Below are 13,904 nucleotides of genomic sequence, written 5' to 3'. Positions count from 1 at the left end.
AAACAATCCTTCTCACTAATCAAATACATCAGCTTGTTCCGCGCCGTTTGCCGTGGCGCTTGCCACAGAAGCAACAGCGGATTTGCTGACCTCGTAAACGTCTTTACTCATGGATGGGTTTTTGAAAAGCAACGCCAGGAACTTGCCTTGGTAATTCGCATCCAAGTGGCCCACCATTGCGGAGTAAGCCTGCTCGCAATGGTCTGGGATGTTCAACTCCGACATCTTGCCTTGGAATTCCGCGATGGGCTGGGTGAGTTTTCCCTTCCCAATACGGGCAAAAACTGCTGCGGATAATATCCTGTTTCCATGGATCAGAGTTCCCCAAGCAAACCCACTTTTCTTGCTTATGGTTTTCTTTTTTTGGTCAATCCACCGGTCAACTGCCCTCTGAACGAGAGTTGCGTTGAAGGCCGTAGCACCACTCGTCGAAGGGTTGAATAGCGCGATGTATGGGGTCTTCTTTAGATCGAGGAAGAAGCGCCCGATACCTGTCTTTACGCTGACAGCCATGGAAGAGTCTGCAGACGCACACGCTAGTGCTGTCGTTACCTCTAGGAGTTCGCACGAAGCGGGTGACGGCTGCGAAGCCTCACTTCGGAGAAACTGATAATCGATGCCCTCGATACGCATTTCTTGCTGGAGCCGCGTTTGTTCAGGATCGTGCGCGACGAAGTCCCTCGCCTCTACCCGGTTCTGGAGATTGTTCGTGCGCGTCACCTTGGCCCCAAATCTGCAGGTGCGTCGTCCAGCAAAATCACTCTGATCGGCACCCGAACCCGTCCCAGACTTTCTTCGTCTTCGACGCGCCCCAATGTGCTGACGGTCTGGGCCCCATTTACAATGGACGCCCCTTTGAGCTGGAAGTTCCCCGAAGCCTTAGACCCAATAGCTTTGGGGGCTCGCACGGCGGCATCGGCAATTAGGGTCACTCCGTTGTTGAAATACCAAAAATGATCCGGATCGTTCAGTGCCGTCTCTCGGATCTGTAGGTTCACGTCAGTAGTGCCAAGTGCGTGTCGAATGTTCTTTGCAACCAAGCGCCGGCCAAAAACTGTCCACCATTCCTTTAGCTGAAGCCCATCTATGACGCCGAAATATGCAATTTCCGGATCCGAAACTTTTGACCAGTCGAGCAAACTTGCTTCAAGCGTAATGCCCTCAACCGAACTATCCGACGCTAATGATGCGTAGACCTCTGCCAAGCCTAACACCGTGCTGGAAACCAGTGCATCGGTGTCGTCGACGTCTTGACCGTTTAGCTCTTGCAGTAGTCGGTCCAGATTGGCGGTGCCGTGCTTTGCGATTTGGCTCGCACCAGTCGAGATGAGAACAACTTCGACAGTTGTTCCGGGCACGTCAAGCGCGTGGCCAATCGCCTGTAAGCGGGGACGGAGCTTCAGCGCAAAGTTGTCTTCTTCTTGCTCGAAGATGTCTTTGACGCCATTGGCAAAAACGGCGATGTCGGCAGCACTTGGCTCTCCGCTGCCGGCTGTAATCCACTTCGACTGCGCTATCACGACACGATTTTCTGTGTGGTCAATGAATGCCGCGTCAATCCCATCATCGTCAGAACCGTCCCAGACAGACTTGGCAGCATCTTCCGGCGTGCAGCCAACCGTCATCACCAGCGCGTAAGCGGCCAAGCACCTACTTAACAACTTAGGTTCCCGTTCCTGGTCCGTCGGACTGATGTCAGACAGATCCAGATACTTCTCGAAGAGGTTCAGGAGTTTGGCCTTGATCTGGCGTACTTTCAATGAAGACACAGACAACTCCTTCGGATCGAACATGGAGATTATTAAAGAGGCGCGGATGGTGGGTCTAAGACTCCAATGAGATCGATGCAATACTACTGCGGGGTTGCTCCACCGAATATTATGGAAAGTAGCATTTTCCATGATCGCGGCGCGATCAACATCGCGCAGGCGTTCGAAAGCCCGCCCTCGATGTGCTCGATTTCTGGGACCCGCTTTATAGCCGTGGCCGGGACGAGTTGATCCTTGACCCGGATGAATTCTATATCCTCGTCTCGGATGAAGCGGTGCATGTGCCGCCCACCCATGCCGCCGAAATGGTGCCGTTCGATCCCTTGGTGGGTGAGTTCCGCGTTCACTATGCCGGGTTTTTCGACCCCGGTTTCGGCCACTCCCCTGCCGGCGGCACCGGCAGCCGCGCCGTGCTCGAAGTGCGCAGCCGCGAAGTGCCATTCCTGCTTGGCCACCGCCAGACCATTGGCCGGCTGGTTTATGAACGGCTCGCCGAAGCACCCGACCGGCTCTACGGGTCGGCGCTGGGTTCCAACTATCAGGCGCAGACGCTCAAGCTGTCCAAGCACTTCAAGCCATTTGCGGGGTAAAGCGGCAGCTAAAGCGAGACGTTCCCAAGGCCGATGCGAAGCATGCCGAAAGCAAAAACGAGGCAAGCTTTGCCTCTTTTGCCCATCCGCCCACGCTCCCGCTTGACGCCTCCCCCGATTTCCCGCATCTATCCGGCGCAGGCGGGTGTAGCTCAATGGTAGAGCAGAAGCTTCCCAAGCTTACGACGAGGGTTCGATTCCCTTCACCCGCTCCATTGCCCAACGCCCAGTCACATCACTGGTTGGGAGAGGCTCTTGCGAGCCGCTCCTGTGCGAGGCTGCTTAGAGAGCGCTTCGATAGATGGATAGGATATCGGGCAGTTCCAGAGCGCGCGGATTGTTGTCGATCAGGCGCTTGATGGCGAAGGCTTCTTCGGCCCAGACCGGCAGATCATGCTCGGCTGCGCCGTGATGGGACAGGCGCATTTCGAGGCCTAGCGCTTTGCACCAGGCGAGGCTATCCGCCGCAATTGCTTGTGCCTCCAGATTGCCGGACATGCCCAGTGCACGGGCGATGGCCTCGGTTTTCTCCGCTCGAACCGGCGCGTTGAACGCGAGTACATGCGGGAAGATGATCGCGTTGGCGAGGCCATGCGGCAGCTTCAGGCGCGTGCCCAGGGGGTAGGCCAGCGCGTGGCCACCAGCGGTGTTCACAGGCCCAAGGCAGATGCCGCCATAATAGGAGGCCAGCATCATGCCGGCCCGCGCTTCGGTGTCCCGACCATCGGCAACGGCGCGCGCCAAATAGCGGCCAACCAGCGAGATGCCGAGGCTGGCATAGCCATCGATCAGGGGATGCGCCTTGATATTGGTGAAGGCTTCCACGCAATGAGCCAGCGCATCGACGCCGGTAGCTGCGGTGACAGCGGCGGGAACCGAATAGGTCAGCTCCGGATCGAGAACGGCGATATCGGCCAGCATGAACTGGCTTTCGATCGCTATCTTGGCCAGGGTTTCGGGGTTGGTCACCAGAGAGCGGATGCCCGCTTCCGAGCCGGTTCCCGAAGTTGTCGGAACCTGTGCAAGCGCCGTGCGGCGGCCTTGCACCTTGCCCACGCCCACCACGTCCGCGATGGTCTGTTCGCTGTCCCAGAGAACGGCAACCAGCTTTGCCACGTCCATCACCGAACCGCCGCCCAGCCCGATCACAAGGTCGGGGCGGAACGCGCGGGCGGCTGCGAGAACGGCTTCCACGGCCGGTAAATCCGGCTCGGGGGGTAGGTCGATAAAGATTTCCACCGCACCGGCAAGCCCGATTCGCTCGACAAAGCCGGCAGTGGGCGCCATGGCGACCACGAAGACCCGCTCATAGGCAGCGGCCCAATCGGCCAGGCGCGCGATCGCGCCAGCCCCGATTTCAAGGCGAGCAGGCTGCAGCAGCGTGATCGGACGGGCCATGGAAAGGGGAGTGTCAGACATTGTCCTGCCCCTCCAGCTCGATCATTTTGGCCCAGACGGTGTCGATCTCTGCCTGGCCTAGCTCGACCAGTGGCGGCCGGACGCGGGTCCAGCCGGGGTGATTGCGGCGGCGGGCCAGCATCGCCTTGATGGTGGGCAATTGCACATAGGCGTTGGAAAGGTCGCGCCAGGCGTTGATGCGTTCCTGGGCTTTTTCGACCAAATCTGCTTTTTCCGGCTCGTTCCAGTGATCGAAAACCACGCGGAGATGCCTGCCGATCAGGTTGGAACTGGAGGTGATGCACCCGGCTCCACCGGTGCGCAGCAGTGGAAGCATGAACGGATCTGCACCAGCAAGCACGGAAAATGCTTCGAAGCTGCTTGCAAATTGCTGCATGCTTTCGAGCTTGCCGGAGCTGTCCTTGATGCCGACGACGATGCCGGGGAAGGCCTCGAGCAGACGGCCGACGAGTTCGACCGAGAGCCCCACCTGGGCGATGGGCGGAATGTGGTACAGCACGACCCGCAGATCGTCGCGACCGACGCCTTCGATCGCCTCGGCGTAAAAGCGGAAGAGGCCCTCGTCGCTGACGCCCTTGTAGTAGAAGGGCGGCAGGACGACCGTCGCCTTGACGCCAGCCTCGACGGCGTGGCGCATCAGGGTCACCGTATCGGCGACATTGGTCTGCGAGGTGCCGGGCAGCAGGCGCTGGGGATCGATGCCAGCTTCGATGACCTTGTCCAGCAAGGCTTGGCGCTGGCTCAGGCTGAAGGAATTGGCTTCACCGGTGGTACCGAGCAGGGCGAGGCCGTCACAACCTTCTTCGATCAGCGCCTTGGCGTGAGCGGCAAAAGCAGCGTGGTCGGGCGTTCCGTCTTCGAGCACCGGCGTGGCGGAGGCGCAGAAGACGCCGTGGATCGGGAGCTTGGTCGCTGGATTCATGATTTCCTCCCGGCGGCCAGGCGGCGCGCATAGGCAATGGCTTCGTTCATATTGGTGTGGTTGGCCTTGCCGGTGCCGGCAATGTCGAATGCGGTGCCGTGATCGACCGAAGTGCGGTCGATTGGCAGGCCGAGCGAGACGTTGACCGCGGTGTCGAAGGCGACGAGCTTGATCGGGATATGGCCCTGGTCGTGGTATTGGGCGATGACCAGGTCGAAGGCGCCGTTATAGGCACGATAGTAAAGCGTGTCGGCCGAGATCGGACCCTGCACGTCGATGCCTTCGGCGCGGGCCATTGCGACGGCCGGCACGACCTGGACGTCATCTTCAGTGCCGAACAGTCCGTTTTCGCCGCAGTGGGGATTTATGCCGGCAACGGCGATGCGCGGGTTGGCATAGCCGATACGCTTGAGGTGGTCATTGCCGGCGCGGATGGTGGCAAGGATGCGCTCGGGCGTGGCGCGGTCGATGGCGGTCTTGAGCGAAACGTGGGTCGAGACATGGATGACCTTGAGACGCTCGGATGCCAGCAGCATGAAAGCCGATTTCTGTCCGGTGAGTGCGGTAAGCATGCCGGTGTGGCCGTCGTAATGATGGCCAGCAAGGTTGAGCGCTTCCTTGTTGATCGGCGCGGTGACAATGCAGCCGATTTTGCCGGCTTCGGCGTCGCGCACGGCCTTTTCGATGAAGCGAAAGGCGGCGTCGCCGGCGCGCGGGTCGAGCTTGCCCCAGGGCAATGGCCCGCCTTCGATTGGCAGGTCCTCGACCAACCCGTCAAGCGCGACATCGGCGCCGGTTGCAGCGACGGCAAGGTCGAGCGTGGCACGATTGCCGTAGATGCGCGTGCGGGCGCGGTGTTCCGGGCTCATTTCCGCCAGCGCTCGAACCGCGATCTCGGGGCCGACGCCGGCCGGGTCGCCCATGGTGATGCCAATGATGTCGCTCAATTGTTTTCTCCGTCGATCCATCCCTTGGGGAGACGGACATATTTGATGGCGCGCCGGAAATAGGTGTAGGCGACGTGGATCGCGCCGTCCGGACCTTCCAGCAGGTAGGGATAGGACAGCTCCTTGTTACGGCCATCGAGCGAATTGTTCGCAAGGCACGTACCGGGGCTGTTATCGATGATGCGGCGAAGCGGGAAAGTGCGGCCCCCGTCGGTGGAAACGCCTAGCGTCAGCGGCGCCCGCGGAACGCCCCAGATCGGCGAGCAACCACCGGTCGCGTCAGGGCGATCATCGCCCTCCTCGATCTCGTCATAAAGCGAAACGCGCCGGTCGCTGGAGGTTGCGGCCGAGGCCGGATTGCACACCATGGCGAGCCGGCCGTCGGCCAGGCGCACGACGTTGATCGATGAATTATTGTTGGGCACGTCGGTGGCTTCGGGTGCCGACCAGGTGATGCCGCCATCAAGACTTTCCGAACGATGCACGAAATCGGACTGGCGGCGCCGGTAGAAGGCAACCATGTGCTCGCCATCGAGCGGCACGATGGTCATGTGGACCGAGCCTATCGAGCCGGGCACCTCCGACAGTGACCAGGTCTTGCCATCGTCATGACTGACGGCGACGCCGGCCGTGTCGTGGCTGCCGTTCCAGCGCTGGCCCGGACGCGAAATGCAGCGGAAAACCGGCATCATCCATGCGCCATCGGTGCGACGGACAAAGCGTCCGCGCACGAAGGTGCCAAGGGGCAGATCGATCAAGCGGGGCTCGGAACTGCGGAGCGCGCCATTCTCAAATGATATTTCGCGCTCGCGCAGCAGGCATTCATCCTGATTGCCGGCCGGCTGGGCGGTATGGACCAGATGCCAGCGGCCTTGAGCGTTGCGCGTCAAGACGGGGTTTTGTTCGCTTCGCTCGGGATCATCGCTGAGACGCACCGGTGCGCTCCAACTATCCGCACCCACCGGGAGGGTGGACCCGTAGATCGAGATATCGGACTTGCCCTCGAGGGTGCCGCCGAACCACAGGCAGGCCAAGGTTCCATCATCGAGCTGCTCGATGAAGGCGGCATGATTCTGCACCATCGGGGAAGGCAGATAGGCCTCCATGAGCCCAGCTTCATTGGGCACGATCTGCCCTGTCATCCGCGCTGCAATTTCGTCCGGAGTCATGTCTCCCCCTGTCGTTTGGCTGCGGCAAACTCGACGGCAAACCCCATGTTGTCAAGTTATTATTACCGCCGGCACAGAACTAAAAGCGCAACTAGTATAAAAATAGTCGTTTAGTTTTCGAGTGTTAGCCTCCGCACACGGAAGGATGTCCGGCGAATTTCGAAAAATGTTTGACAACTATATACCTGCGCTAGATAGTGCCGGCCACGGGTGAACCACGATTTTTTCCGCACACCCCGAGGAAACGGATGAGCGCTCAGCAGCGGTGCTCACGTCTCGTTACGCTGCAAAGGGAGGTTGAATTGATATTCAAGCATGTTCTGGTCGCCGCCTTGCTGGCTTCGACCGCCGTCGCACCGGCGATGGCCCAATCAGACACCGACATCACTGTCGTTCTCAGTGAAGAACTCGACCTAGTCGAGCCCTGCATGGCGACCCGTTCCAATATCGGGCGTGTCATCATGCAGAACATCAGCGAGACGCTGACCGAGCTCGACGTACGCGGCGATACCGGCCTGATGCCGCGCCTGGCCGAAAGCTGGGAAGACAAGGGCGACGGCACCTGGCAGTTCAAACTGCGCGAGGGTGTTACCTTCTCGGACGGCAGCACGTTCGATGCAGCCGACGTGAAGCACTCGTTCGATCGCGTGTTCAGCGAAGAGATGACCTGCGAAAGTGCCCGCTACTTCGCCGACACCGAGCTCACCTTCAATGTGGTCGATGACCACACCATCGACGTGAAGGCCGAACCGGCACAGCCGATTTTGCCGCTGCTTATGTCGCTCGTCACCATCGTGCCGTCGGAAACCCCGATGGAATTCGTGCGTGACCCGATCGGCACCGGCCCATACGTCATGAGCGATTGGACCGCCGGCCAGCAGATCGTGCTGACCCGCCGCGACGATTACTGGGGTGAAGCTCCAGCCGTGACTTCGGCAACCTATCTGTTCCGCTCCGAACCAGCGGTTCGTGCGGCCATGGTCGAAACCGGCGAGGCCGATATCGCGCCGCAGATCACCGAAGTGGAAGCCACCAATCCGGCAACCGACTTCACCTATCCAAACTCGGAAACCGTCTACCTGCGCATCGACCAGACCGTCGAGCCGATGGGTGACCTGCGCGTTCGCAAGGCCCTCAACGCCGCCATCGACCGCGAAGCCTTTATCGGCACCGTGCTCGCTGCAGGCACCGAGCTTGCAACCGCCATGGTCCCGCCGACCACGCTCGGCTGGAACCCGGACCTGGAGCCACATCCCTATGATCCGGAACAGGCGAAAGCCTGGCTGGCGGAAGCTGAAGCCGACGGCGTAAACGTCAAGGCACCGGTCGAAGTCATCGCCCGGACCGAGAACTTCCCGCACGTCACCGAAGTGGGTGAGGCGCTGGTGCAGATGCTCAATGAAGTCGGGTTCAACGCATCCCTGCGCATGGTGGAAGTGGCCGAGCACGAGCAGTATTACTCCAAGCCATACCCAGAAGGCCGTCCTGCACAGCTCGTGGTTGCCCAGCATGACAACTCGCGCGGCGACCCGGTATTCTCGATGTACTTCAAGTACCATAGCGAGGGCACCCAGTCGGGCGTCAACGACCCCAAGGCCGACGAGCTGATCGAGAAGGCCACGGCTGCAACGGACGCCGAACGCGCCGCGCTATGGTCCGAGCTCTTCGCCTATGTGCATGACGAGATCGTTGCCGATGCCCTGCTGTTCCACATGGTTGGCCACAGCCGGGTCAGCGAGCGCCTCGACTTCACCCCGACCATTGCGACCAACCAGCAGTTGCAGCTCGCCGGGATCGGCTTCAAGTAAGGCTCTCCGGGGTCCACACTCTTGCGATGCCGGGCTGGTCCCGGCATCGCGTCACTTTTTTCAAACGGATGATCGGCAATGACCAAACTGATCTCGCAGCGCGCCATCGCCAGCTTGCTGTCGCTCCTGGGCCTGCTCGTGCTGGTCTTCTTCCTGTCCCGGCTGACCGGTGATCCGGCGGCGCTGTTTCTGCCGATCGACGCCACCGAAGAGATGAAGGCGCAGTTCCGCGCGATCAACGGGCTCGACCTGCCGCTGATCGAGCAGTTCGGCCGCTATGTCTGGGACTTCATCCATCTCGATTTCGGCGAGTCCCTGCGCAAGGCGCGGCCCGCCATTGACGTGGTGCTGGAAGCCTATGCCTGGACCTTCCCCCTGGCACTGATCACCATGGCGCTGGTCATTGTGGCCTCGATTGTGCTGGGCGCGCTGGCCGCGTTCAATGTCGGCGGCTTTTTTGATCGGCTGGTCTCCATTGTCTCGCTGATCGGCGCTTCCGCGCCCGATTTCTGGATTGCCATTGTCGCCATCGTGATCTTCTCGATCAATTTGGCCTGGCTGCCCACCTCCGGGGTCGGCACGCCCTGGCACTGGATCATGCCCATCGGCGTGCTCTTCATTCGCCCCTTCGGGCTTATCGTGCAGGTGGTGCGCGGCTCCATGCTCGCTGCCCTGACTGCACCCTATGTCAAGACTGCCCGCGCCAAAGGTGTGCGTAACTTGCCGATCATCTTCGTTCATACGCTGCGCAATGCCATGCTTCCTGTGATCACCGTCATCGGCGACCAGGCGGCCGCCATGCTCAACGGCGCGGTGATCGTGGAGACCATTTTCGGCTTTCCCGGCATTGGCAAACTTATGATCGACTCCATCCTCCAGCGCGATTTCAATGTCGTTCTGGCCGCCATCATGGTGACTGCCATCGCCATTTTCCTGATGAACATCCTGATCGACATCGCCTATGGCCTGCTCGATCCCCGCATTCGGCATTGAGGCGCGGCACCATGTCAGATCTGTCCACCGTCACCCCTGCCCCCAGCGAAAAGCAGCGCACCTGGCCCCTCGTCTCCATGCTTTGGCGCGACAAGCTGGCCTTCGTTTCGGCGCTCGTGCTGGTCGTCATCGTCCTGTTCGCGATCTTTGGACCCATGCTGCTGGGTGATCTGGCCACCAGCCAGAATCTGCGCGGCCGCAACAGCCCGCCCTTCGATCTGGCGCGCGGCTGGGCCTTCATCCTGGGCGGGGACTCGCTCGGCCGACCCATGCTCGCCCGTCTCATCGTCGCGGCGCGCAGCACCATGCTGGTTGCTGCCGGCACCGTGGCAGTGGCGATGATCGTGGGCGCCACGCTGGGGCTGCTCGCCGGCTATCTGGGCAAGCACGTCTCACAGGCCATCATGCGCCTGGCGGACGTCATCATGTCCTTCCCATCGCTGCTGATCGCGGTGATCGTGCTTTATGTCCTGGGACCTTCGATCCCCAACATGATCCTGGTCCTCGCCATTACGCGCATCCCGATCTATCTGCGCACCACGCGGGCCGAAGTGCTCGAAGTGCGCCAGCGCATGTTCGTGCAGGCCGCCGTGGTCATGGGCGCCTCCAATGGCCGCATCATCCTGCGCCACATCCTGCCGGTTGTCGCGCCGACGCTGGTCACCATCGCAACGCTGGATTTTGCCTTCGTCATGCTGGCGGAATCCTCGCTGTCCTTCCTGGGCATCGGCATCCAGCCGCCCGATATCACCTGGGGCCTGATGGTCAGCCAGGGACGGCCTTACCTCACGACCGCCTGGTGGCTGGCGTTCTGGCCGGGCCTGCTGATCGTCATCACGACGCTGTCGCTCAATCTGTTGTCGAACTGGATGCGCGTGGCACTCGATCCCGCCCAGCGCTGGCGCCTCGAAGCGCGGAGTACTGCCAATGGCTGACGCCCTGCTCTCCGTCCAAAACCTGTCGGTGGATTTCCACACCGTACGCGGCACGGTCCACGCTGTCCGCAACGTGTCCTGGAGCATCAACCGCGGCGAGACCCTGGCCGTGCTCGGCGAAAGCGGCTCGGGCAAGTCCGTCTCCGCTTCGGCGGTGATGAACATCCTCGACATTCCGCCTGCGCAGATCGTGGGTGGCGAAATCCTGTTCGAGGGCAAGAACCTGCTTGCCATGAGCAACGAGCAGCGCCGCGCCATCAACGGCAAGCGCATCGCCATGATTTTCCAGGACCCGCTGAGCCATCTCAATCCGGTCTACCCGGTGGGCTGGCAAATCAGCGAAATGATGACTGCCCATGGCCGTCCGGCCGACGAGGCGCGTGCGCGCACCCTGGAGCTGCTGGGTCGCGTCGGTATTCCGGAACCGGAAAATGCCGTTCGCAAATATCCCCATCAGTTCTCCGGCGGTCAGCGCCAGCGGCTGATGATCGCCATGGCGCTTGCGCTGAAGCCTGACATCCTGATCGCGGACGAGCCGACCACCGCGCTGGACGTGACGATCCAAGCCGATGTGCTGGCCCTGCTCAAGGAATTGCAGGCCGAAACGGGCATGGGGCTGGTGCTGATCACGCATGATCTGGGCGTCGTCGCTGAGATCGCGGACCGCGTGGTGGTGATGAGCAATGGGGAGATCGTCGAACAGGGTTCGGTGCGCGACGTCTATCACGCGCCCCAGCACCCCTATACGCAGAAGCTGATTGCGGCGGCGCCGGGCAAGGGCGATATCCGTATCCTCGCCCCGGACCTGCCGGTGCTGCTCGAAGCGCGCAAATTGTGCAAGGTCTATGGTCGCTTCACCGCGCTTCAGGACGTATCCATAACCCTGGCCCGGGGGCAGAGCCTTGCGGTGGTCGGCGAAAGCGGTTCTGGCAAATCCACCCTGGCCCGTTCGATCCTGCGCCTCGAAGAGGCGGATAGCGGGGAGGCGTTCTGGAAGGGACAGGATCTTCTCAAGATGAGCCATCGTGAACTGCTCGGCGTCCGCCGGCAGATCCAGATGGTGTTCCAGGACCCCACCCAGTCGCTCAATCCGCGCATGTCGGTGTATCAGCTGATATCGGAAGGCTGGGATATCCATAATCTGGTGCCCGACCGCGCCCAACGCCAGCAGCGCGTGCGTGAATTGCTCGAACAGGTGGGGCTCAGCGCCGAGCATGCCACGCGCTACCCGCACCAGTTCTCCGGTGGCCAGCGCCAGCGCATCGCCATCGCCCGCGCCCTGGCGCTAGAGCCTGAACTCATCATCTGCGACGAAGCGGTGTCGGCGCTCGACGTGTCGATCCAGGCGCAGGTCATTGCCCTGCTCGATGACCTTCGTCAGCGGCTTGGCATCTCGTTCCTGTTCATCGCCCATGATCTGGGCGTGGTGCGTGATTTTGCCGATACGGTGATCGTGATGAAATCGGGGGAGATCGTCGAGCGCGGACCGACCGAGCAGATCTTTTCGGCGCCGAGCCATCCCTATACGCAGCGCCTGCTGGCGGCGGCGCTCGATCCCGACCCCGATGTTCAGGCGAAACGGCGAATTGCGCTGGCGCAGGCATGACGCGCCTCGCCGTCATTGCCGATGACTTGACGGGGGCGCTCGACGCCAGCGCGCCCTTTGCCATGCGTGGGTTCGCAACCGTCGTTGCCCTCTCGCCCGCGGCCCTGAGCGAGGCCCTGTCGGGCGGTGCCGACGTGGTCGGCGTGTCAACCGATAGCCGCGAGATCGCACCCGAGGCAGCCCACGCCGCTGTGGCCGATGTCGTCGCGCAATTGCCGCCCGGAATTGCCATTTTCAAGAAGGTGGATTCCCGTCTCAAGGGCAATATTGGCGCGGAACTCGATGCTATCCCGCACGAACGCGCCCTCGTGGTTCCAGCAATTCCAGCATTCGGGCGGGTGGTGCAGAATGGCCAGCTCACCGGATTTGGCGTTGCGCACCCCATCGACATTGCCTCGCGGCTGGGTGTCCATGCCGACCGGGCAAGCGTTCCCGACGTGACGAGCCAGGACGACATCGACGCGGCGGTCCAATCCAGCGCGCGTGACCTGCTGGTCGGCGCTCGCGGCCTTGCTGAGGCGGTGGCGCACAGCTGGGCCGGTCAGTCGCAGCCGGCACCGACCCTCGACAGGACGGCACCCGTCATCCTGGCCATTGGCTCCACCGACCCAATTACGCTGGCGCAAGTCTCCGCCTTGCGTGACGCGCTGCCCGAGATGGATTTTGTCGACGCGCCAAACGGGATCGCGGCAACGGAGGCGAGAGCGCTGGCGCCCTTTACCCTGCTGCAGGCCACTCCGGGACACGAGCAAGCCAGTGCGGCCGTCGTGGCTCGTAATCTGGCGGCCTCGGTTGATCGTCTATCGCCCCCACCAGGCACTTTGATGGTTCTTTCCGGTGGCGCTACGGCGCAGGCCATTCTTGAGGCGCTCGGCATCGGTCATGTGACCCTGCTGGGCGAAGCGCTGCCGGGGCTGCCTATTGCCCGGGCCGGTGGTTTCACCATAATCACGAAGTCTGGCGGCTTTGGCGACAGCGACACTTTGGTGCGCCTGCTCGCTTTCAGCAGCGGGCACGAACGGGAGTGACACGAGCAGTGATGTCGGACAGTCTCAATGCACGCCGCAGCCTTTCCGACGCGGTGTTCGACCGTATGTTGCGGGCCATCAAGTCGGGCGCCTATGCCGTCGATGAACGCCTGCCCACCGAGCATACGCTAGCGAGCGAGTTCCAGGTGTCGCGTCCGGTCGTGCGCGACGCGCTACAACGGCTGCGCGACCAGGGGCTGATCTATTCCCGCCGCGGCGCCGGCAGCTTCGTGCGAGACCATGGCCTGCGCGAACCGCTCGGCTTTGGGCAGATGGAAAACCTGTCAGATCTGCAGCATTGCTACGATTTCCGCCTGACCATCGAGCCGGAAGCCGCGGCGATGGCCGCACATCGCCGGACCGACAATGCGCTGAAAGAGATCAAATCCGCGCTCGATCTCCTGCGCGATGCAACAAACCGGCAATCGCACCGGGCCGACGCCGACTTCATGTTCCACCTAGCCATCGCCAAGGCCTCCGCCAATCCTTATTTTTCCACGGCCATGCAGGCCCTGGAAGAACATATCGCCATCGGCATGCGATTTCACGGCATGTCCCTGCGCAGCACCAGCAATGGCCTGCAGCACGTCTTCGTGGAACACACCGCCGTCTATCAGGCGATCAGCACCGGCGATGCCGAGGGCGCGCGCAATCTGATGAGGACGCATCTGGCCGGATCACGAGACCGCCTGTTCGAGCCCAAGCGGCCGTAACAAGA

The 13,904-nt window shown here is 61.7% G+C and carries 12 protein-coding genes, 1 tRNA gene and 1 pseudogene; 8 read left to right on the top strand and 6 right to left on the bottom strand.

All coding sequences use genetic code 11. The features are described 5' to 3' along the window. Positions 1-15: 15 nt before the first annotated feature. Together C8264_RS13275 and C8264_RS13270 are read right to left on the bottom strand one after the other, a co-directional pair. Complete coding sequence (locus C8264_RS13275; protein ID WP_245893170.1) at positions 16-513, bottom strand: hypothetical protein; 498 nt, start codon at positions 511-513, stop codon at positions 16-18. Positions 514-716: 203 nt separating this feature from the next. Further along, positions 717-1,793: an AIPR family protein gene (locus C8264_RS13270; protein WP_205245678.1), complete on the bottom strand. Its 1,077-nt coding sequence runs from the start codon at positions 1,791-1,793 to the stop codon at positions 717-719. A gap of 143 nt (positions 1,794-1,936) precedes the next feature. Between C8264_RS13270 and C8264_RS13265 the strand changes: the two are divergent. Continuing rightward, positions 1,937-2,359 (top strand): annotated as a pseudogene (locus C8264_RS13265) (dCTP deaminase domain-containing protein); the annotation flags it as partial. A gap of 141 nt (positions 2,360-2,500) precedes the next feature. Beyond that, a tRNA-Gly gene (locus C8264_RS13260) sits at positions 2,501-2,574 on the top strand. Positions 2,575-2,641: 67 nt separating this feature from the next. On the opposite strand, the gene C8264_RS13255 is transcribed toward C8264_RS13260, so the two are convergent. From C8264_RS13255 to C8264_RS13240, 4 genes are read right to left on the bottom strand one after another with little or no spacing between them, the layout of a single operon-like run. Then, a complete protein-coding gene (locus C8264_RS13255) occupies positions 2,642-3,778 on the bottom strand; it encodes an iron-containing alcohol dehydrogenase (RefSeq protein ID WP_245893168.1) in 1,137 nt (378 codons plus the stop codon). Further along, a complete protein-coding gene (locus C8264_RS13250) occupies positions 3,771-4,700 on the bottom strand; it encodes a dihydrodipicolinate synthase family protein (RefSeq protein ID WP_108461466.1) in 930 nt (309 codons plus the stop codon). The genes C8264_RS13255 and C8264_RS13250 overlap by 8 nt, the downstream gene beginning before the upstream one ends. Then, positions 4,697-5,647 carry a 4-hydroxythreonine-4-phosphate dehydrogenase PdxA gene (pdxA, locus tag C8264_RS13245; protein WP_108461465.1) on the bottom strand — a complete coding sequence of 317 codons (951 nt, stop codon included), beginning with the start codon at positions 5,645-5,647 and terminating at the stop codon, positions 4,697-4,699. Before pdxA ends, C8264_RS13250 begins: the two co-directional genes overlap by 4 nt. Next, positions 5,644-6,816, bottom strand: coding sequence for a sialidase family protein (locus C8264_RS13240; protein WP_108461464.1), 1,173 nt, complete (start codon positions 6,814-6,816; stop codon positions 5,644-5,646). The genes pdxA and C8264_RS13240 overlap by 4 nt, the downstream gene beginning before the upstream one ends. Positions 6,817-7,178: 362 nt before the next feature. Here C8264_RS13240 and C8264_RS13235 point away from each other — a divergent pair, with 362 nt between their 5' ends. The 6 genes from C8264_RS13235 to C8264_RS13210 all read left to right on the top strand — a co-directional run bounded on the left by C8264_RS13235 (position 7,179) and on the right by C8264_RS13210 (position 13,899). Beyond that, complete coding sequence (locus tag C8264_RS13235; RefSeq protein WP_245893180.1) at positions 7,179-8,624, top strand: ABC transporter substrate-binding protein; 1,446 nt, start codon at positions 7,179-7,181, stop codon at positions 8,622-8,624. A 78-nt stretch (positions 8,625-8,702) separates the two neighbouring features. Next, on the top strand, positions 8,703-9,617 hold the full coding sequence (locus C8264_RS13230) for an ABC transporter permease (protein WP_108461462.1): 915 nt from the start codon (positions 8,703-8,705) through the stop codon (positions 9,615-9,617). A gap of 11 nt (positions 9,618-9,628) precedes the next feature. After that, on the top strand, positions 9,629-10,552 hold the full coding sequence (locus C8264_RS13225; RefSeq protein ID WP_108461461.1) for an ABC transporter permease: 924 nt from the start codon (positions 9,629-9,631) through the stop codon (positions 10,550-10,552). Beyond that, entirely contained in the window at positions 10,545-12,158 is a 1,614-nt protein-coding gene (locus C8264_RS13220; protein WP_108461460.1) for an ABC transporter ATP-binding protein, read from the top strand. Before C8264_RS13225 ends, C8264_RS13220 begins: the two co-directional genes overlap by 8 nt. Further along, positions 12,155-13,186, top strand: coding sequence for a four-carbon acid sugar kinase family protein (locus C8264_RS13215; RefSeq protein WP_108461459.1), 1,032 nt, complete (start codon positions 12,155-12,157; stop codon positions 13,184-13,186). The genes C8264_RS13220 and C8264_RS13215 overlap by 4 nt, the downstream gene beginning before the upstream one ends. Before the next feature lie 11 nt (positions 13,187-13,197). Further along, positions 13,198-13,899 (top strand): FadR/GntR family transcriptional regulator, encoded by a 702-nt coding sequence (locus tag C8264_RS13210; protein WP_108461458.1) that lies wholly within the window; start codon positions 13,198-13,200, stop codon positions 13,897-13,899. The last annotated feature ends 5 nt before the right edge of the window (positions 13,900-13,904 follow it).

It is taken from the genome of Devosia naphthalenivorans (assembly GCF_003056355.1).
Taxonomy (GTDB): domain Bacteria; phylum Pseudomonadota; class Alphaproteobacteria; order Rhizobiales; family Devosiaceae; genus Devosia; species Devosia naphthalenivorans.
Note: the sequence above shows the minus strand (reverse complement) of the source record. Positions and strands in the feature narration are given on the sequence as shown.